Raw genomic sequence first — 19,057 nt, forward strand, 5'->3', positions numbered from 1 at the left:
GTCGCGGCACGGCAGATCCGACGCGGGCCCCGATCACCGATGTGGTGATCGGGGCCCGCCGTCGTCCACACCCAGCATCGCGGTGATCACCGCGGCGAGCCGGCGCTCGTCGACGTGCCGTGACAGGTCGTCCACCACCGTGAACGCTGCTTCGACGAGAACCGACGACTGTGCCCGCGAGCGTCCCGGCATCGTCGACGCGAGGAGGTGCACCCACTCTCCGCGCTCCTGACGAGCCATCACGGTGAGCTCGCGTGCCGTCGCCGGACCGGTCGAGAGGCCGTGGCGCCGGAGTACCCGCAGTGCCGGCGCCCGCGTCGCGAGGGCCACGCGCCGCCGCGCCAGCCCGGCCAGCGCCTGGTGCGGCGTGTCCGACCGGGCGAGCACACGCGCCGTCTCGTCTGCCGCCCGGCGCGCGGCGCCGAGGCACACCTCGTCCAGCACCACGATCTTGCCGCCGAACCAGCGGTACGTGCTCGACGCCGCGATGCCCACCGAGGAGGCGATGGCCGCCATCGTCACGTCGGCGGGCTCGCTCTCGTCGAACAGCGCCGCGGCCGAGCGCAGGAGTGCGTCCCGTCGCCCGACGGGCGGGACGCCGTGCGGGAGTTCCGGATCGTCGACGGCGTCCGGCAGGTCCGCCGAGAGGACCGCGGCGCACGCGGAGTCGAGAACCTCGAGCACCGCGGCGGCGGGGACGGTGAGGCGGTGCGTTCCGATGCTGGAGAGGGTGGAGAGCACCGCCCGAGTCGTGACGTCGGAGTCGCGAGAGGGCCGAAGGATCGGATCGGCACGACGTGCTGCCGCGGTGACGGCATCGAGAACCGTGGTCACCGAACCGATGTCGGGGTCGTGCAGATGCGGGCGGTCGCGGCGCAGCGTGCCGAGCGAGCGGCGCACGGTGAGGGCGCCGAGAGCAAGCGCGTGGTGATCGGCGGGAGCGCCCTCCCGAGCGATGCGCCGTTCGAGGCGTTCGACCGCGGTCAGATGCAGCGTGCGGAGCAGGTCGTACTTCGAGTCGAACCACCGATACACCGACGGCCCCGAGACGCCCGCGGCCGCCGCGACGTCGTCGATGCCGACGGCCGCGTAGCCGCGGGCGCCGAACAGATCCGCTGCCGCGTCGAGCAGTCGCCGCGGCCGGGGCGACCCACCGGTCACCGCGGTGTGGGCGCGCCGGGAGCCGCGGCGTGCAGTGCCACCTCGCCGGCCTTGACGACGAAGTGGACGCGACGGCCGGGCACGAGGTCGAGTTCGGTGGCCGCCGCGACGGTGACGTCGGCGTGCAGCGCGGGCAGACCCGCGGCCGCGGTGGACGTGATGCGGACCGACGATCCGGTGGACTCCACGTGGCCGATCTGCACGGGCAGCACGTTGCGGGGGCTGCCCCGCGGTGGGTCGACGAAGACGGAGACGGCGGTGGGATGCAGCAGGGCCACCGCCGATGAGCCCGCGTCGAGAGGATCCGGGGCGCGGCCCTGCACGGCGACACCCGACGCGGTCGTGAGCGTGTCCGGAGCGGTGATGGTGCCCTCGATCGAGTTCACTCCGACGAGGGCGGCCGCGAACCGGGTACGCGGAGCCGTCAGAACGTCGCGGACGGTGCCGTGTTCGACCACTCGTCCGGCGTCGACGACGGCCACCTCACCGGCGAGCGTCAGGGCGTCGACCCGGTCGTGGGTCACCAGCAGGGTGGTGCGCGAGGTCTCGGCGAGCACCTCGCGGAGCACGCGGCGCATGGCCGGTGCGGACTCGGCGTCGAGCGCCGCGAACGGCTCGTCGAGCAGGAGCACGTCGGGGTCCGCCGCGAGTGCGCGGGCGAGGGCGACGCGTTGGGCCTGTCCGCCGGACAGTGCGCGCGGCCGCCGATCGGCGAGGTCTGCCGCGTCGACGGCCTCGAGCCATCGGCGCGCGAGTCGCTCGGACTCGGCTCGTCCGGCACCTCGTGAGCGGGGCGCGAAGGCGACGTTCGCCAGCGCGGACAGGTGTGGGAACAGCAGCGCGTCCTGGGCGAGGAGAGCCACCCGTCGGCGATGCGGCGGGACGTCGATGCGCTGCGCGCTGTCGGTGAGGGTGCGCGCTCCGATGCGGACCACGCCGTCGTCGGGCCGGACGAGTCCGGCCACCATCGACAGCAGCGTCGACTTCCCGGCACCGTTGGGCCCGAGGATCGCCACCACACCGCCCGACGGCACCGTGAGCGTGAGGTCGGCGCCGCGTGCTCGGTGACGGACGTCGAGGACGACCGAAGTGTCGGTGGGTGTCACAGCACGCCTGCCGGACGCCGACTGCGAGTGAGGATCACGATGACGATCGCGACGACGATGAGGACCAGCGAGAGGGCCACCGCCGCATCGGGATCCGTCTCGCGCTGGAGGTAGATCTCGAGCGGGAGGGTGCGGGTGACGCCCTGGAGCGACCCGGCGAACGTGAGGGTGGCGCCGAACTCGCCGAGCGCGCGGGCGAAGGAGAGCACCGCACCCGACGCCAGCCCGGGCAGGACCAGGGGAAGGGTGACCCGCAGCAGGACGGTGCCGGGTGAGGCTCCGAGGGTCGCGGCGACGACCTCGTACCGCGTGCCCGCCGTGCGCAGTGCGCCCTCGAGACTGATCACGAGGAAGGGGAGGGCGACGAACGTCTGCGCGAGGACCACCGCGGTGGTGGTGAAGGCGATGTCGATGCCCCATGCCCGCAGGTGTTCACCCAGCAGTCCCTGCCTGCCGAACGCGTAGAGCAGGGCGAGCCCACCCACCACCGGGGGCAGGACGAGGGGGAGCAGGACGAGTGCGCGCACGGCGGCGACGATCCGCCCGGTCGACCGCGCGAGGACCAGGGCCATCGGCACCCCCAGCAGGATGCAGAGGACAGTGCTGGCGGCCGCCGTGCGCAGGCTGAGCAGCAGCGCGGCCCGGGACGACTCCGAGGTGACGAGCGGAACGAAGCGAGCCACGTCGACCGAGAGCAGCATCGCCACGAGAGGGAGCACGACGAGCGCCGTGCCGAGGCTGGCCGGCACGAGGATCCAGGCGGGCGGACGCACCGCGTCGCGGTGGCCGCGCGTCCCGCCCGCGAGGACGGAGATCACGGTGTCTCGACGATGACGGTGGTCGCCTTGACCACCGCGACGGCGACGCTGCCGGGTTCCAGTCCGAGTGTCCGCACCGATTCTGCGCTCATCAGCGACGTCACGGTGAACGCGCCGCACTGCATCTGTACCTCGGCCATCACCGTGTCGACGACCACCGAGGTGACGAGTCCGGCCAGACGGTTGCGCGCGGAGCTGACCGTGCCGCTCGGATCCGGCGGTGCGGCGGCGCGGGCCCGAGCGTGCGCCGCGAGCGAGGCGCCGTTCACGACGGTGCGTCCGGCCGAGTCCTTCGACGTCTCGACGACACCACTCTCGATCCACCGGCGGACGGTGTCGTCGCTGACACCGACCAGGGCGGCGGCGTCTCGGACACGCAGATCACTCATCGGGTCGCACGCCGGAACGAGACGGGGCGCGGCGCAGATGCGGACGACGTGGGACCGAGGGCGCGCATCCACGTGATGCTAGCGGCCGGGAACAGACTCGGGGGTGTCGGCGTTGCACAGCTCGACGGAGTCGGATCCATGCCCCGGGTACCACCCCTTTCGCCGCTACGAGCGGCCTTCTGCCGAGAGGCGCACGGCCGACTCCGTCCTCGACGCCGCCGAGTTCACGCTCGGCGGCATCGTGCTGTCCGGGGTCGCTTGTGACGCACACCAACAGCACCCGCGATCATCGAAACGGGACGCCCGGTCCGCATTCCCGCTGGCAGAGGCTCCGGACCGCTGGTGAGGAGCCGGGTCGATGCTCGATCGGTACTCGACCGTGACCGTGTTCCCCAGCTCCGGAGTGGTGAGAAATCCCAGGTGGATGGCATCATGTGCGTGATAGCTGATGGTTCGGGCGCAGGTGAGTGGAGTCGAGAGAATGACGATGTCGTGGGGTAAGACCCGTCGTGGGCGCTCGACTCTGGTGGCCGCGATGACGGTGCTCGCACTCTCCGCGGCCGGGTGCACGGCGGGGTCGGGTCAGACACCGACGGCGGCTCCCGCGCCGATCGACTCCAACCCGCTGTCGGAGCTCATGAAGCCGAAGGTGTCGTTGCCGGCGCCCGACGCGTCCGTCGGATTCTCCCCGAGTGCTCCGGTCGCGGTGACCGTGGCGGACGGCACCCTGTCCGAGGTGACGCTCACCGACGACGCCGGCACCCCTGTCCCCGGAGCCCTGTCCGAGGATCGGTCGTCCTGGACGAACAGCGAGGTGCTCGACTACAACGGCACCTACACGTTGCGTACGCGGGCCTACGGTCTGGGCGGTGAGGCGTCGTCCGTCTCGTCCTTCACCACCAGTTCGCCGGACAACGTCACCAAGCCGTACCTGCTGCCGTCCGAGAACGAGATCGTGGGCATCGGCCAACCGGTCGCCGTGCAGTTCGACGAGCCGATCCCCGACAAGATCGCCGCGCAGAACGCGATCACCGTCGTGACGGACCCGCCGGTCGAGGGTGCCTTCTACTGGGTCAACCAGAAAGAGGTGCGGTGGCGCCCGCAGAACTACTGGGCTCCCGGCACCCGCGTCACCGTGACGGTGGACGTCTTCGGTCGCGACCTCGGCGAGGGACTCTTCGGCCAGGAGAACGCGTCGTCGTCCTTCTCGATCGGTGACGCCGTCATCGCCACCGCGGACGACGCCACCAAGCAGGTGAAGTTCTCCGTCAACGGAGTCGACGTCAAGACCATGCCGACGTCGATGGGCAAGGACAGCTCGCCCACCGACAACGGGGTCTACATCATCGGTGACAAGTTCGCGTCCATGGTCATGGACTCGTCGACCTACGGCGTCGCCGTGGACTCCGCGCAGGGCTACCGCACTCCGGTCGACTGGGCGACGCGAATGTCGTACAGCGGCATCTTCTTCCACTCGGCGCCGTGGTCCGTCGGATCACAGGGCTATTCGAACGTCAGCCATGGTTGCCTGAACCTGAGCCCGTCGAACGCGAAGTGGGTCTACGACAACACCAAGCGTGGTGACATCACCGTCGTGAAGAACACCGTGGGTGGAACGCTGTCGGGTACCGACGGACTGGGCGACTGGAACATCCCGTGGGACGAGTGGAAAGCCGGCAACGCCCAGTCCGTCTGAGCCGCTAGACCTTCAGGCCCAGAGCGGTGAGGTAACCGACCGGGTCCACGGCCTCGCCGCCGCGTCGCACCTCGAAGTGCAGGTGCGGGCCGTTGGAGTCGCCGGTACTGCCGACCGCGCCGATGGCCTGACCGGGAGCGATGGTGTCACCCACGGCGACATCGATGCGACTCTGGTGTCCGTAGAGGACCTCCGTGTCGCCCTTCTGGATCTTCACCAGGTTGCCGTACCCGTCGCCCGCGTCACCGGCCTGCGTGACTGTGCCGCCGGTGACCGCGTAGATCGTGGTGCCCTGCGCGGCTCCGAGGTCGATGCCCTCGTGGTTCTGCCGTCCGCCGCCGGTCGGGTTGTTGCGCCCGCCGTAACCGGACGTGACCTCGAAGGTGCCGGGCGTCAAGGGGAGTCGTGATCCGCCGACGCCCAGCGGGGCCGCCTGGAAGGGCGACGTTGCGTCCGGCGCGGCGTCGGGAGTCACCGGGGTGAGGGTGATGTCGCCGAGAACGAGCCCCGCGACCTCCTGCACCAGCACGCCCGTCGCGTCGAAGACGGCGGCGAGGATCGCCGCCTGCTGCTTGGCGCTCAGCGGAACACCGGGAATCTGGAACGCGGGCAGAGCGGGGAGCGGCGGAAGCGCGGGTGCCGCTGCGGCCGTGGGTGTCCCGGCGAAGAGCAGAGCTCCGGTGGCCGCGACGCCCACCATGGCGGCGGATCCCCAGCGACCACGGCGGCGCACCGGTGACGGCGATGCGTCCACGGTGTCCTGTGATGCGGTGTTCGAGTGTGATGTTCGGTGCACGAGCTACCTCCGTATGCGCCCACGGGCGTCGCCATTCGGTCGGCGCCGACCCGGGGGAGGAGTCCCGTCGCTGCTGCGCTGTCCACGGCGGTACGGCCGTCGACGTCCCTCTGACCCGTACCGGTCTCACCGACCGGTACCGGACGAGCAGTCGCCCACGGCGCACCGCTCGGCGAAGTCGAATGCCCTTCCCTTGGCATTCACGTCCGTCGAGCGAACAACACGAGTAACACACGGCGCACCTTCCCCAAGAGCGCCACGGGTCACTCTACGGGACAGCAGTATCGCTCGGTAACACGAATGCTCAATTACACCAACGTAATTCGGTTGTGCCGGCCTACCTGCGAAAACACATACGTGTAATTCGTCGGTGGGGCCGTCCCGGTGCGGAGATCGGACCTGTCCGGACTGGTACCTTGCGTTCGGGGGCGGGTTACTGCCGCGTGTGGCGCGACTGTGGGGGATGTTCTGTATGCGACGACAACGGGCGATGGCGGCTGCGCTGGCACTGGCACTGGTGGGGGGAGTGAGCCTGGTGCTCGCGCCCGTGGCGGCGGCCGAACCGTGTGGAGGACTGCCCGGTACCGGGATCGACGGAACAGGTTTTCCCGGTCAGCCACCTGCGGGACGGCAGGGTCCGGTGCCCGCCTACAACGGGCCGTCGACGTCCACCGTGGGGTGGGTGACCGGTCAGGAGAGTGTGAACCGGACGTTCGATCGTTTCGGAATCTCGGGGACCGATCTCGGCATCAGTTGGGACAACGGAGCCGGTCAGACCCTCATGGCGTTCGGCGACACCTTCGGGAACTGCGCGGTCCCGGGCGGGCAGTGGCGGCACAATGTTCTGTTGCGCAGCAACGATACCGACCTGTCGGACGGCATCACGTTCGCCGACGGTGTGCCCGGTGACGTGAACTCCGGTGCGGTGGTGGCCGGGAACGATCCGCGATTCGCCACCCAACTGCTCTCGGCTCTCGGGCTCTCACCTGTCGAGTACACGATCGTTCCCACGTCGGCGATCGCCGTGAACGGCGTGCAGTATCTGCACTTCATGTCGGTCCGCGAGTGGAGCGGCTCGGTGTGGTCGACGAACTACGCGGGAATCGCGACGTCGCGCGACAACGGGCAGACGTGGTTCCCCGAGCCCGGCACGATCCGGTTCAACAGCGGCGTGGCCGTCCCCGGTACGGAGCAGTTGGACGCCCGCTTCCAGCAGGCGGCGTTCGTCCGCGGCCAGGACGGGTTCATGTACCAGTACGGGACACCGAACGGCCGTCTCGGTGCGGCCTACCTGGCCCGCGTCGCACCCGACGCGATGCTGGACCTCACCCGGTACGAGTACTGGAACGGTGGGTCCTGGACCTCCGACCTGGCCGCCGCCGCTCCTGTGGTCGGCCAGCCGGTCGGGGAGATGTCCGTCGCGTGGAATGCGTATCTCGGTCGCTACATCATGCTGTACGGCAACGACGTCGAGGGCCGCATCATGGCGCGGACCGCGTCGGCGCCCGAGGGGCCGTGGAGCGCTCCCACCGCGCTGGTGGTGAACAACGACATCGGCAACTACCCGGGCGGTGGCCTCTATGCGCCCTACATCCACCCGAGGTCGGCCGGTGACTCGCTGTACTTCACGGCGTCGCAGTACTCGTCCTACAACGTCATCCTCATGCGGACGGACCTCGACGCGCTGCCCCGCTGAGCCCCACGCACGACGAAGGCCCCCGACTCGCGAGTCGGGGGCCTTCGTGTTCGGGGTGGACGACGGGACTCGAACCCGCGACAGCCAGGATCACAACCTGGTGCTCTACCAACTGAACTACGCCCACCATTGCTGCACACCCTGCGGCGATGCAGCGCGTTCGATACTAGCGTGACCGATACGCGGGAAGCCAATCGGTTCCCTGTGTCACGCGTCGCCACCGGTCAGCGTCGTCACAACGGCGCCGATCTCCTCGGTGGTCGGTCCCGGAGCCGCCACGAAGGCCGTCTGCCGGTAGTACTTGAGCTCCCGGATCGACTCCTCGATGTCCGCGAGTGCCCGGTGCGCGAGGCCCTTGGGAGGCTGACCGAAGTAGATGCGTGGGTACCACCGGCGGCACAACTCCTTGATGGAGCTGACGTCGATCATCCGGTAGTGCAGGTAGTCGTTCAGCTCCGGCATGTCCCGCGCTATGAAGCCGCGGTCGGTGCCGATCGAGTTGCCGGCGAGCGGCGCGGTGCCGGCGGGAACGTGCTGCCGGATGTACTCGAGCACCTTCTCCTGCGCCTGCTCCATCGTGACCGTCGACGCACGGACCTCCTCGGTGAGCCCCGACTTGGCGTGCATCTCGGTGACCACGTCCGGCATCGAGGCCAGTGCGTCGTCGTCGCAGTGGATCACGATGTCCACGCCGTCGCCGAGAACGTTGAGGTCGCTGTCGGTGACCAGGGCCGCGATTTCGATGAGCTTGTCCGAGCCCAGCTCGAGGCCCGTCATCTCGCAGTCGATCCACACCAGTTTGTCGTTCACGCACATCCTCGGTATCCGTCGTGTCCATCGGTACCGCTGCCACAGTAGACCCGCACGTGTCGGTACCGGCGATAGAGTTCAGCCCGTACCGCCGGCGACACGAGAACGGGAGCACGAGTGACGATGACGGAACCGACGGAGGGTGGCCGCGCGGCCGCGATCGCAGCGGGGTACGCCACGGAAGGTCCCGCCATCGAACTCGGCAGTGTGGTGCTGGACGGCGTCGCGGATCCGACCGCACGGGTCCGGTTACCGCTGAAGATGGTCAACCGTCACGGCCTCGTGGCCGGCGCCACGGGAACCGGCAAGACGAAGACCGTGCAGGTGATCGCCGAACAGCTCTCCGCGGCCGGTGTTCCGGTGGTGCTGGCCGACGTCAAGGGCGACCTCTCGGGACTGTCCGCTCCGGGCGCGGACTCGGACGGCCTGCGCGGCCGGGCCGGCGAGACCGGCGCGGACGGGTGGGCGCCCACGGGATTCCCGGTCGAGTTCCTCTCCCTCGGTACCGAGGGTGGCGCGGTGCCGGTACGCGCGACCATCACGGCGTTCGGCCCGATCCTGCTCAGCAAGGTGTTGCAGCTCAACGCGACTCAGGAGTCGACCCTCGGACTGATCTTCCACTGGGCGGACACGCAGGGGCTCGCGCTGCTCGATCTGAAGGATCTGCGTGCCGTCATCACGCACCTCACGAGCGACGAGGGCAAGGCCGACCTGAAGGGCATCGGCGGCGTCTCGTCGTCCACCGCCGGTGTCATCCTGCGGGCACTGGTGAACCTGGAGGCCGACGGCGGCGACACGTTCTTCGGTGAGCCGGAGATGCGGACGGAGGACCTGATCCGCACCGCACCGGACGGACGCGGCATCGTCACCCTCTTCGAACTCGGCGCTCTCGCAGCGCGTCCCGTCATGTTCTCCACGTTCCTGATGTGGGTGCTGGCCGATCTCTTCCAGACCCTGCCGGAGGAGGGGGACCTCGACGCACCGAAGCTGGTGTTCGTGTTCGACGAGGCACATCTGCTCTTCGCCGACGCGTCGAAGGCCTTCCTCCAGCAGGTCGAGCAGACCGTGAAACTGATCCGCTCCAAGGGTGTCGGCATCTTCTTCTGCACGCAGCTGCCGTCGGACGTTCCCGGGCCGGTGCTCTCCCAGCTCGGCGCGCGGGTGCAGCACGCGCTGCGCGCCTTCACCCCGGACGACCAGAAGGCGCTGACCAAGACGGTACGGACCTATCCCAAGAGTGCGGACTACGACCTGGAGGAGGCACTCACCACCCTCGGGACCGGCGAGGCGATCGTCACGGTGCTGTCCGAGCGGGGCGCGCCGACTCCCGTGGCCTGGACCAGGATTCGTCCGCCGCAGTCGCTGATGGACACCATCGGAACGGACGCGATCACGGCCGCCGCGACCGCCAGTCCGTTGTACGCGACGTACGGCACCACCGTCGACGGCGAGTCCGCGTACGAGTTGCTGAACGCACGGATGGCCCCCGAACCGACGCCGCAGCAGCCGGAGTTCCCGCCGCTGCCGCAGACCTACGACCTGCCGCCGCTGCCCGCGCCGGAGCCGGAAGGGCCGTCGGCCGCAGAACGCATCATGGCCAACCCCGCCGTGAAGAGCTTCCTGCGGTCAGCAGCCAGTGCGGCCGGTCGCGAGATCTCACGGAGCATCTTCGGGACCGGACGCCGCCGTCGGAGGTAGAAGGTCAGGAACCGCCGAGCTTCTTGTAGAAGCTGCCGATGATCGGAGCGCTGATCGAGCGCGGACTGTACTGGCCCGCAACGGACATGCCCTTGCTGAGGATTCCGGGAACGATGCGCATCTTGTTCTTCTCGAGCCCGTCGAGAGACAGCCGTGCCGTGTACGCGCTGTCGATCCACAGGAAGTCCGGCACCAGCTTGTCGACGATGGAGGCGTCCGCGGGATCGGGCGTCTCGGTGCGGACCGGGCCGGGTGCGAGGAGCGTGCAGTGCACGCCGGTGCCGGCGAGCTCCGATCGCAACGACTCGGAGAACGTGTTCACGAACGCCTTGGTGGCGGCGTAGGTCGCATTGTTGGGGATGGCCATGTTGCCCGCGGCCGAGCCGGTGACGAGGATGCCGCCGGCGCCGCGCTCGATCATGCCGGGCAGGACCGCCAGCGTGAGATCGTGCACCGCAACAGCATTGAGCTGCACCTGGGCGCGCTCGTAGGCGGGATCCAGCCCCGACACCGGACCGAAGGTGGCGATGCCGGCGTTGTTGCAGAGCACCGAGATGTCGCGGCCGGCCAGTTCGTCCGCCAGGGTCTGGCGTCGAACGGGATCGGACAGATCGTTCACGCGGACCTCGACGGTGACGCCGTGCTCGGCGGTCAGCTTCGCCGCCAGCGCCTCGAGCAACTCGCCTCGACGGGCGACGACGATCAGCGAATGACCACGGGCGGCGAGTTCGGTGGCGAGTGCTTCTCCGATGCCGGACGACGCTCCGGTGACGACGGCACGGGACTCTGCGGTGGGTGCGGGGAGGCTCACGGTCACCGAGGCTAGCGTGACGCTGCGGAGCACGCGACGTCAGAGGGCGGCCGCGAGGCGGGTCCCTTGTTCGATCGCCCGCTTCGCGTCCACCTCCGCCGCCACGTCGGCGCCGCCGATGACGTCAACTACTGTTCCCGCAGCTGTGAGATCGTCCAGAAGATCGCGCACCGACTCCTGACCGGCGCACACGACGATCGTGTCGACCTCCAGTGCGCGTGTCCGTCCGTCGACGGTGATGTGAAGTCCGTCGTCGTCGATCCGGTCGTACCGCACCCCCGACAACTGCGTCACGTTCCTGCTTCGCAGGGCAGCGCGATGCACCCAGCCGCTGGTCTTGCCGAGTCGCGTCCCGATCCGTCCCGCCGTCCGCTGCAGCAGGTACACCTCGCGAGCCGCGGGGGGAGCGACGGCGGTGGCCACGGCACCCGCGGCCGCCGGATCGTCGGTGACTCCCCATTCCCGACGCCACTCCGCGGTGTCCAGAGTCGAGGAGTGTTCCGTGGTGAGGAACTCGCAGACGTCGACACCGATGCCGCCGGCCCCGATGACGGCCACGCGCCTGCCGACGTCGCGGTGGCCGAGCACCGCCTCGGCGTACGTGACGACGCTGGGGTGATCGATGCCGGGAATGGACGGGATGCGCGGCACCACACCCGTGGCCAGTACGACGCGATCGAAGTGCACGAGGTCCGCGGCGCCGGCCGTCGTGCCGAGCCGAACGTCGACCGTCGCTGCGGCGAGTGCGTGGGTGAAGTAGCGGACCGTCTCGGCGAACTCCTCCTTGCCCGGGATGCGCTGCGCGATCGCGAACTGGCCGCCGATCTCGTCGCGCGCCTCGAAGAGGGTGACGCGATGACCACGCTGCCCCAGTGCGACCGCGGTGGCGAGTCCCGCCGGGCCGGCGCCGACGACGGCGACCGTTCTCGCGGAGCGAGTCGGGGACAGCACGAGTTCGGTCTCCCGCCCGGCCCGCGGATTGAGCAGGCAGGACGCCTTGCGGTGGACGAAGACGTGGTCGAGACAGGCCTGGTTGCAGGCGATGCACGTGTTGATCTCGTCCCGTCGGCCGTTCCTCGCCTTGAGCAGCCAGTCGGGATCCGCCAGCATCGGGCGGGCCAGCGACACCAGGTGCGCGCTGCCGTCGGCGAGCAGGCGTTCGGCGACCTCCGGCATGTTGATCCGGTTCGCCGCCGCCACCGGCACCGTCACCACCTCGGTGAGGCGGCGGGTGAAGTCGATGAACGCGGCCCTCGGTACAGACGTCACGATGGTGGGCACGCGCGACTCGTGCCAGCCGAAGTCGGAGTCGAACAGATCGATCCCGGCTCCTTCGAGTTCGGTGGAGAGTGCCACGATCTCGTCCCACGTCTGACCGTTCTCGACCAGATCGGCCAGCGAGATCCGGAACGAGAGCAGGAAGTCCGGTCCGACCGCTGCTCTGATGCGACGCACGATCTCCACCGGAAGGCGGCGCCGGTTCTCGGCGGACCCGCCCCATCGATCGGTGCGACGGTTCGTCCTCGGAGCGAGGAACTGGTTGAGGAAGTAGCCCTCGCCGCCCATGATCTCGACGCCGTCGTAGCCTGCGCGCTGCGCCAGGCGCGCGCACCGGACGTAGTGGCTGATCTGCCGTTCCACGCCCCGATCGGTGAGGCCGCGGGCGCGGAACGGGGTGATCGGCGACTTCCCACCCGACGCACTCACGGAGAGCGGATGGTAGGAGTAGCGGCCCGCGTGCAGGATCTGCAGCACGATCCGACCACCCTCGCGGTGCACGGCATCGGTCACGCGTCGGTGGCGACGGGCCTCGAGACGGTTGGTCAACTTGGCCGCGAACGGAAGCAGCCAGCCGGTGCGATTGGGGGAGTAGCCCCCGGTGACGACGAGTCCCACACCACCTCGGGCGCGCTCGGCGAAGTACGCGGCGAGCTTCTCTACGTCCTTCGCCCGATCCTCGAGTCCAGTGTGGATCGAGCCCATCATCACCCGGTTGGGCAACGTCGTACGACCGACCGTGATCGGCGACAGCAGAACAGGGAAGTCGGTCATCTCGGCACCCTATGCTGCGAGACATGGTGGTCGTGGGCGCGCCCGGTGTCGTGACGAAGAAGCAGGTGCTGGCGTGGGGTTTCTGGGACTGGGGCGGTGCCGCCTTCCAGGCCGTGATCCTCACGTTCGTGTTCTCGGTGTACTTGACCGACTCGGTGGGTGCCGATCTGCCCGGCGGAGTGTCCGCCACGTCGTGGTTGGGGTGGTCGCTCGGCATCGCCGGAGTTCTGGTCGCGGTCCTGGCTCCCGTCTCCGGTCAGCGCAGCGATGCCAGAGGTCGCCGCAAACGGCTCCTCTTCGTACTGTCGACCGCGACCGTCGTGTGCATGGCGGCACTGTTCTTCGTGAAGGACGACTACCACTACCTGTGGCTGGGCCTGATCCTGCTGTCCGTCGCCTCGGTGCTCTTCGAGGTGGCGCAGGTGCCCTACACCGCGATGCTGCGTCAGGTCTCGACGCCCGACAATCTGGGTCGGGTGTCCGGATTCGGCTGGGCGATGGGCTATTTCGGCGGCATCGTCCTGCTGTTGATGTGCTACTTCGGGTTCATCGCCGGCGACGGCGACGAGCGCGGCCTGCTGGGCATCACCACCGAGGACGGCCTCAACATCCGGCTCGTGGCGCTGCTCGCGGCGGTGTGGTTCCTCGTGTTCTCGCTTCCCGTGCTCTTCGCGGTTCCCGAACTCCCCGTCACCGACCCCGAGGCGGCGGCCGCGCGAGCCGGCTACCTCGAGTCGTACCGCGTGCTGTGGCGCGACGTGTCCGAGCTGTGGCGCACCGACCGCCGCACCGTGTGGTTCCTCGTCGCGAGCGCTCTGTTCCGTGACGGTCTGGCCGGGGTCTTCACCTTCGGAGCGGTGTTGGCCGTCACCGTGTACGGCATCTCCAGTGCCGACGTGCTGCTCTTCGGGGTCGCCGCCAACGTCGTCGCCGCACTCGGCGCCGTCGTCGCGGGGCGTGTCGACGACGTGCTGGGGCCCAAGCTCGTCATCGTCGTCTCGCTCGTGTCGATGATCGTCGCCGGGCTGGTCCTGCTCGCCGTCTCGGGTCCCCTGATGTTCTGGATCTTCGGACTGATCCTGTGCCTGTTCGTCGGACCCGCACAGTCGGCGTCGCGCACCTTCCTGACCCGCATAGTCCCGCCCGGACGGGAAGGCCAGATGTTCGGCCTCTACGCCACGACGGGACGCGCGGTCTCGTTCCTCGCTCCGAGCCTCTTCGGACTCTTCGTCTTCCTCTTCGACGCGGATCGGGCCGGCATCATCGGCATCGTGCTGGTGCTGGCGGCCGGGCTACTGGCCCTGCTCCGCGTCGCGGCACCCGAGGGTGATCGGGGGAGGGACGCGGCGGCGTGAAGGTCGACCACAAGAAGGAGATCGCGACGTACAGAGCTCGACTCGGGGTGTTCGACGTGGTCGAGGTGCCGCCCCTGCAGTACCTCACGATCGACGGGGACGGTGATCCGAACACGACCGCCTGGACCGACGCGGTGTCGTCTCTTTATCCGCTCGCGTACGGCCTGAAGTTCCTCGGCAAGCGTGAACTCGGCAGAGACCACGTGGTGATGCCGCTCGAAGCGCTGTGGTGGGCGGACGACTGGGCGTCGTTCACCCGCGAGCGGGACCCGTCGCGATGGCGATGGACCGCGATGATCATGACCCCCGACTGGATCACGGCCGAGCATCTGGAGGCCGTCCGCGAACAGAAGGCGGGCCCGCGGACAGGCGACGTGCGCCTGATACGTCTCGACGAGGGGCTGTGCGTGCAGACGCTGCACGTCGGGTCCTACGAGGACGAGGCGCCGGTGCTCGCGCACATGCACGACGTCGTCGTCCCGGCGCACTCGCTCCGAATGACGGGACGCCATCACGAGATCTATCTCGGCGACCCACGGCGTGTGGTGACCGACAAGCTGAGAACGATTCTGCGACAACCGGTCACGCGCTAACGCGCGAGGATCTCGTCCGCCAGTCGGTCCGGATCGTCCTCCGGCACCCAGTGGCTGACACTCAATTCGACGAACTCGTAGGGGCCGGTGACGTGCTGGGCGCACCGCTCGGCGGCGGCGCGGCCGACCGCCGTGTCCTGGTTACCCCACACGTAGGTGGTCGGCACCTCGACGGACGGGAGATCCGCGAAGTCGCGCGTCATGGCGCGGTACCACTCCAGCGCGGCGGTGAGCGTGTCACGTCGGCCGACCACCGGAAGATGCTGCGAGACGATCGTCGGATCGGCGGCACCGGAGAACATGGCGATCAACCGGCGGGCGTCGTCCTCGAGCAGCAGATCCTCCGCCTTGCCGGGCTGACGGAAGAGCGTCATGTACTCGCTGCGCTTCTTCTGGTCCTCGTCTTCGCGGATCGCCCACCCGAAGGCGGCCGGGTGCGGGACGGACACTGCGGTGAGGGTGCGCACGCGATCCGGATGCAGCGCCGCGACGTACCAGGCGACGATCGACCCCCAGTCGTGCCCCACGAGATCGACTGCCGCGAAGCCCAGTTCGTCGAGCATTCCGATGACGTCGGCGACCAGCAGGTCGATGCGGTACGCGTCGGTACCGGACGGACGCGCACCGGGGGAGTACCCGCGCTGGTTCGGCACGACGACGTCGCGGCCCGCGTCCGCCATGCGGATCGCCACGTCGCGCCAACTCGCGGACGTCTCGGGAAAACCGTGCAGGAGAAGGGCCGGGCGGTCGCCGGGGGTTCCGTAGCGGTCCGCGTCGAAGGTCAGGTCACCGACTGAGATCTGCATGGGGAAAGGCTATCGGGTCCTCACGCTCCGAGGGCGGCTGCCGACGTCCGTGCGCCGCGGACGTTCCGAGGCTGCCACTGGCCCATTCCCAGCATGATCACGCGCAGCTGGGACAGCGCGCGTTCGACGATATCGCGTTCGGCCGCGCCGGCGGGCGTCACCTCGACCAGGTCCACCACCGTCGCCAGCATCGTGTTGACGATGAGGTCGGCGACCATCTCGAGATCGTCGCCGGGCCACGACGACAGGGCGGGGATCCGGGACAGGTCCTGGGTAAGCTCGTGCACGATCATTCGCAGCTCGGTCTCGATCGCGCGCCGGACCTCCACCACCCCGCCGGACCGTTCACGGATCAGGAAGCGGAACTGGACGTCGTGTTCGCGGATCTCGCCCACCAGCAGTTCGAGCGACTCGCGCGCGTTGTCCGCGGACGGGTGACGACGGACGTCGCGCAGGATCTTGCGAAGGACGCGCATGCTGTCCTCGACGACCGCGACTCCGAGGTCCTCCATCGACGCGAAGTGGCGGTAGAACGCCGTCGGCACAATTCCTGCCGCGCGCGTGACCTCCCGCAGGCTCACGCTGGAGAAACTGCGGTCCGCGATGGCGTCCAGCGTTCCGTCCACGAGTGCCCGCCGGGTGCGTTCCTTGCGTTCGGCCCTGCTGGCCGTCGTGGAACCTACGGAATTCTCGGACATTCCTCGACATTAACCGACATCGGTGTATGGGTGTGCACTTCCGCCGCGCGAGAGCCTGGCGGGTCACTGCTGCTCACGGTACGTGTCCGTCGTCACATTGGCCTTGAAAGTTGCCGGTACGGGCTGCCACACTCGGTTCCAGTGAACGAGTGTGCACTGGAGAAGTGATCCGGTCACCGGCCCGTCATTCGAGGAGGACGACTTGAGCATCGCCACCACCCCCACATCGCGCGGCCGTCGCAGTTCGCTGCTGTCCAGGTTGCGGCCCCGGTTGCTCGAGACACTGACGACGCCGCACGCGGTCGATCGGTACCTCGAACTCGTCGACCCCATGATGACTGTCGACGACATACGCGCCGAGGTGGTGGCCGTCCGTCACCAGACTCCCGACACCGTCACGCTGACGCTGCGCCCCACGTGGCAGTGGAAGGGGTTCTCCGCCGGCCACTTCGTGCAGATCGGCGTCGTGGTCGACGGCGTCCGGCACACGCGTTGCTACTCCCCGGCAGGTACCGCCGGAACCGACGACGACACGATCGAGCTCACCGTCAAGGCTCAACCCGACGGCATCGTGTCCAACTACCTGGTCGCCTCGGCGAAGCCCGGTCTCGTGGTCAATCTCGCGCCGGCCACGGGCACCTTCGAGCTCCCGAGCTCGCGGCCGGACCACGTTCTGCTGATCAGTGGTGGAAGCGGCATCACCCCGGTGATGTCGATGCTGCGCACGCTGGTGCACGAGGGGTACACCGGACGCGTGGCATTCCTGCACTACGCCTACACGGAGAACGACGTCTGCTACCGCGCCGAACTCGACCGCATCGCGGCCGAGAACGACAACGTGGACGTTCTGTACGCGTACACCGATCAGCAGAACGGTGGTCATCTGCACGGATTCTTCGACACCGAGCACCTGAACGCCGCAGCACCCTGGCACGCCTCGGCGCAGACGTTCCTGTGTGGTCCGCCCGGGTTGATGAAGGGTGTCAGGTCGGTGTTCGACGACCTCGGGCTCTCCGAGTCGTTGTTCTCGGAGGAGTTCGTCACCGCCGTTCCGGTCGTCGACGGGGATGCCTCGGGAACCGTGTCGTTCTCGGGTTCGTCCGTCGAGGCGGAGAACGACGGCGCCACCCTCCTGGAGCAGGCCGAGAATGCCGGGCTGACACCGGAATTCGGCTGCAGGATGGGAATCTGCTTCACCTGCACGGCAATCAAGAAGTCGGGATGCACCCGCAACGTCAAGACCGGTGAGCTCGACTCCGATCCGGACAACGAAATCCAGCTCTGCATCTCCGTCCCCGTGGGCGACGTCGACATCGACGTCTGACCCATCCACATGCTCGAAGAGGAGGTCACCATGTTCGGACTCTCACTGTCCTTTCTCCCGTTCATCGGTTCCAGCTCGGCGCCCGACACCACGACGTCCGGCGTCGACGTGATGGACGAGCCAGGCACCGACGGACCCGTCGTCCTGAGCTACGAAGCCGTGGAGGAACTCGGGCGCAAGCTCGACGACCTGCGCGCCCGCACCGTCGCGGACCTCGGTCAGGAAGATCGCGACTACATCTTCAAGATCATCAAGGCGCAGCGCGGACTCGAGGTCGCCGGTCGCGGACTGATGTACTTCGGCTTCTTCCCGCCGGCATGGATCGCCGCCGTCAGCGCCCTGAGCCTGTCGAAGATCCTCGACAACATGGAGATCGGCCACAACGTCATGCACGGCCAGTACGACTGGATGCGTGAGCCGGGCCTGAACTCCAAGGTCTTCGAATGGGACAACACGTGCCCCGGCGACCAGTGGCGCCACTCGCACAACTACATGCACCACACCTACACCAACATCCTCGACATGGACCGCGACATCGGTTACGGCATCCTGCGGATGGACAGCGCGCAGAAGTGGAACCCGTACTACCTGGGCAACCCGATCTACGCGTTCCTGCTCATGACCTTCTTCGAGTGGGGCGTCATGCTGCACGACCTGGAGGCCGAGAACGTCATCCAGGGCAAGCGCAAGTGGCACGATGTCAAGCCCCTCATCGAGGGCTGGTGGAAGAAGGCCGGACGACAGGTCCTCAAGGACTACATCGTCTTCCCCGCGCTGACCGGGCCGATGTTCGTCCCGACGCTGGTGGGCAACTTCACCGCCAACATCGTCCGCAACGTGTGGGCCTACTCGATCATCTTCTGCGGCCACTTCCCGACGGGCGTGCAGACGTTCACCGTCGAGGAGACCGCGCAGGAGACCCGCGGCCAGTGGTACGTGCGTCAGATGCTCGGCTCCGCGAACATCGAGGGTGGCGACCTGTTCCACATCATGTCCGGCAACCTCTCGCACCAGATCGAGCACCACCTCTTCCCCGACCTGCCCGCGCACCGCTACCCGCAGATCGCACCCGAGGTCAAGGCGCTCTGTGAGGAGTACGGCCTTCCGTACAACACTGGTGGCTTCTTCCATCAGATCGGTACTGTGTGGGGCAAGATCTTCCGGCTCGCCCTTCCCGACCGTTTCACCGGTGTGGACAAGGTGACCGGTGTGATCATCGAGCGCGAAAAAGCTGCAGCCTGAGAGGTA

17 protein-coding genes and 1 tRNA gene are annotated in these 19,057 nt (G+C 68.5%); 7 read left to right on the forward strand and 11 right to left on the reverse strand.

What is annotated here, in order from left to right; all coding sequences use genetic code 11:
- Positions 1-33 precede the first annotated feature (33 nt).
- From OHB23_RS10770 to OHB23_RS10785, 4 genes are read right to left on the reverse strand one after another with little or no spacing between them, the layout of a single operon-like run.
- A complete protein-coding gene (locus OHB23_RS10770) occupies positions 34-1,161 on the reverse strand; it encodes a TetR family transcriptional regulator (protein ID WP_328811570.1) in 1,128 nt (375 codons plus the stop codon).
- The gene (locus tag OHB23_RS10775; RefSeq protein WP_082544551.1) at positions 1,158-2,267 is read right to left on the reverse strand and encodes a sulfate/molybdate ABC transporter ATP-binding protein; all 1,110 of its coding nucleotides are present in this window, start codon (positions 2,265-2,267) and stop codon (positions 1,158-1,160) included. The genes OHB23_RS10770 and OHB23_RS10775 overlap by 4 nt, the downstream gene beginning before the upstream one ends.
- Positions 2,264-3,082 (reverse strand): ABC transporter permease, encoded by an 819-nt coding sequence (locus tag OHB23_RS10780; protein ID WP_328811618.1) that lies wholly within the window; start codon positions 3,080-3,082, stop codon positions 2,264-2,266. The genes OHB23_RS10775 and OHB23_RS10780 overlap by 4 nt, the downstream gene beginning before the upstream one ends.
- Positions 3,082-3,474 carry a TOBE domain-containing protein gene (locus tag OHB23_RS10785; RefSeq protein ID WP_027505607.1) on the reverse strand — a complete coding sequence of 131 codons (393 nt, stop codon included), beginning with the start codon at positions 3,472-3,474 and terminating at the stop codon, positions 3,082-3,084. The genes OHB23_RS10780 and OHB23_RS10785 overlap by 1 nt, the downstream gene beginning before the upstream one ends.
- Positions 3,475-4,009: 535 nt before the next feature.
- Here OHB23_RS10785 and OHB23_RS10790 point away from each other — a divergent pair.
- Entirely contained in the window at positions 4,010-5,170 is a 1,161-nt protein-coding gene (locus tag OHB23_RS10790) for a L,D-transpeptidase (RefSeq protein ID WP_442973038.1), read from the forward strand.
- Between the two features lie 4 nt (positions 5,171-5,174).
- Here the strand turns inward: OHB23_RS10790 and OHB23_RS10795 are convergent, their stop codons facing one another.
- Entirely contained in the window at positions 5,175-5,924 is a 750-nt protein-coding gene (locus OHB23_RS10795; RefSeq protein WP_231476309.1) for a M23 family metallopeptidase, read from the reverse strand.
- Between the two features lie 514 nt (positions 5,925-6,438).
- Here OHB23_RS10795 and OHB23_RS10800 point away from each other — a divergent pair.
- Entirely contained in the window at positions 6,439-7,662 is a 1,224-nt protein-coding gene (locus OHB23_RS10800; RefSeq protein ID WP_328811572.1) for a DUF4185 domain-containing protein, read from the forward strand.
- Between the two features lie 54 nt (positions 7,663-7,716).
- On the opposite strand, the gene OHB23_RS10805 is transcribed toward OHB23_RS10800, so the two are convergent.
- Together OHB23_RS10805 and orn are read right to left on the reverse strand one after the other, a co-directional pair.
- Positions 7,717-7,789 (reverse strand) — tRNA-His (locus OHB23_RS10805).
- Positions 7,790-7,869: 80 nt separating this feature from the next.
- Entirely contained in the window at positions 7,870-8,472 is a 603-nt protein-coding gene (gene orn / locus OHB23_RS10810; RefSeq protein ID WP_222630093.1) for an oligoribonuclease, read from the reverse strand.
- A 123-nt stretch (positions 8,473-8,595) separates the two neighbouring features.
- Between orn and OHB23_RS10815 the strand changes: the two genes are divergently transcribed.
- Positions 8,596-10,170, forward strand: a complete 1,575-nt coding sequence (locus OHB23_RS10815) for a helicase HerA-like domain-containing protein (protein WP_051613380.1) — start codon at positions 8,596-8,598, stop codon at positions 10,168-10,170.
- 4 nt (positions 10,171-10,174) lie between these two features.
- Here the strand turns inward: OHB23_RS10815 and cmrA are convergent, their stop codons facing one another.
- Complete coding sequence (cmrA, locus tag OHB23_RS10820) at positions 10,175-10,981, reverse strand: mycolate reductase (RefSeq protein ID WP_328811620.1); 807 nt, start codon at positions 10,979-10,981, stop codon at positions 10,175-10,177.
- Between the two features lie 39 nt (positions 10,982-11,020).
- Complete coding sequence (locus OHB23_RS10825) at positions 11,021-13,033, reverse strand: NADPH-dependent 2,4-dienoyl-CoA reductase (RefSeq protein ID WP_328809511.1); 2,013 nt, start codon at positions 13,031-13,033, stop codon at positions 11,021-11,023.
- A 23-nt stretch (positions 13,034-13,056) separates the two neighbouring features.
- On the opposite strand from OHB23_RS10825, the gene OHB23_RS10830 reads away from it, so the two are divergent.
- Positions 13,057-14,388 (forward strand): MFS transporter, encoded by a 1,332-nt coding sequence (locus OHB23_RS10830; RefSeq protein ID WP_235578968.1) that lies wholly within the window; start codon positions 13,057-13,059, stop codon positions 14,386-14,388.
- Positions 14,385-14,981 carry a GyrI-like domain-containing protein gene (locus tag OHB23_RS10835; RefSeq protein WP_328809512.1) on the forward strand — a complete coding sequence of 199 codons (597 nt, stop codon included), beginning with the start codon at positions 14,385-14,387 and terminating at the stop codon, positions 14,979-14,981. The genes OHB23_RS10830 and OHB23_RS10835 overlap by 4 nt, the downstream gene beginning before the upstream one ends.
- On the opposite strand, the gene OHB23_RS10840 is transcribed toward OHB23_RS10835, so the two are convergent.
- Positions 14,978-15,787, reverse strand: coding sequence for an alpha/beta fold hydrolase (locus tag OHB23_RS10840; RefSeq protein WP_328809513.1), 810 nt, complete (start codon positions 15,785-15,787; stop codon positions 14,978-14,980). The genes OHB23_RS10835 and OHB23_RS10840 overlap by 4 nt on opposite strands.
- Positions 15,788-15,807: 20 nt before the next feature.
- Positions 15,808-16,485, reverse strand: a complete 678-nt coding sequence (locus OHB23_RS10845) for a TetR family transcriptional regulator (protein ID WP_056446144.1) — start codon at positions 16,483-16,485, stop codon at positions 15,808-15,810.
- A 202-nt stretch (positions 16,486-16,687) separates the two neighbouring features.
- Here OHB23_RS10845 and OHB23_RS10850 point away from each other — a divergent pair, with 202 nt between their 5' ends.
- Positions 16,688-17,809 carry a ferredoxin reductase gene (locus tag OHB23_RS10850; RefSeq protein WP_328809514.1) on the forward strand — a complete coding sequence of 374 codons (1,122 nt, stop codon included), beginning with the start codon at positions 16,688-16,690 and terminating at the stop codon, positions 17,807-17,809.
- Positions 17,810-17,839: 30 nt separating this feature from the next.
- Positions 17,840-19,051 carry a fatty acid desaturase family protein gene (locus OHB23_RS10855; RefSeq protein ID WP_328809515.1) on the forward strand — a complete coding sequence of 404 codons (1,212 nt, stop codon included), beginning with the start codon at positions 17,840-17,842 and terminating at the stop codon, positions 19,049-19,051.
- The last annotated feature ends 6 nt before the right edge of the window (positions 19,052-19,057 follow it).

This window comes from Rhodococcus sp. NBC_00294 (assembly GCF_036163995.1).
Taxonomy (GTDB): domain Bacteria; phylum Actinomycetota; class Actinomycetes; order Mycobacteriales; family Mycobacteriaceae; genus Rhodococcoides.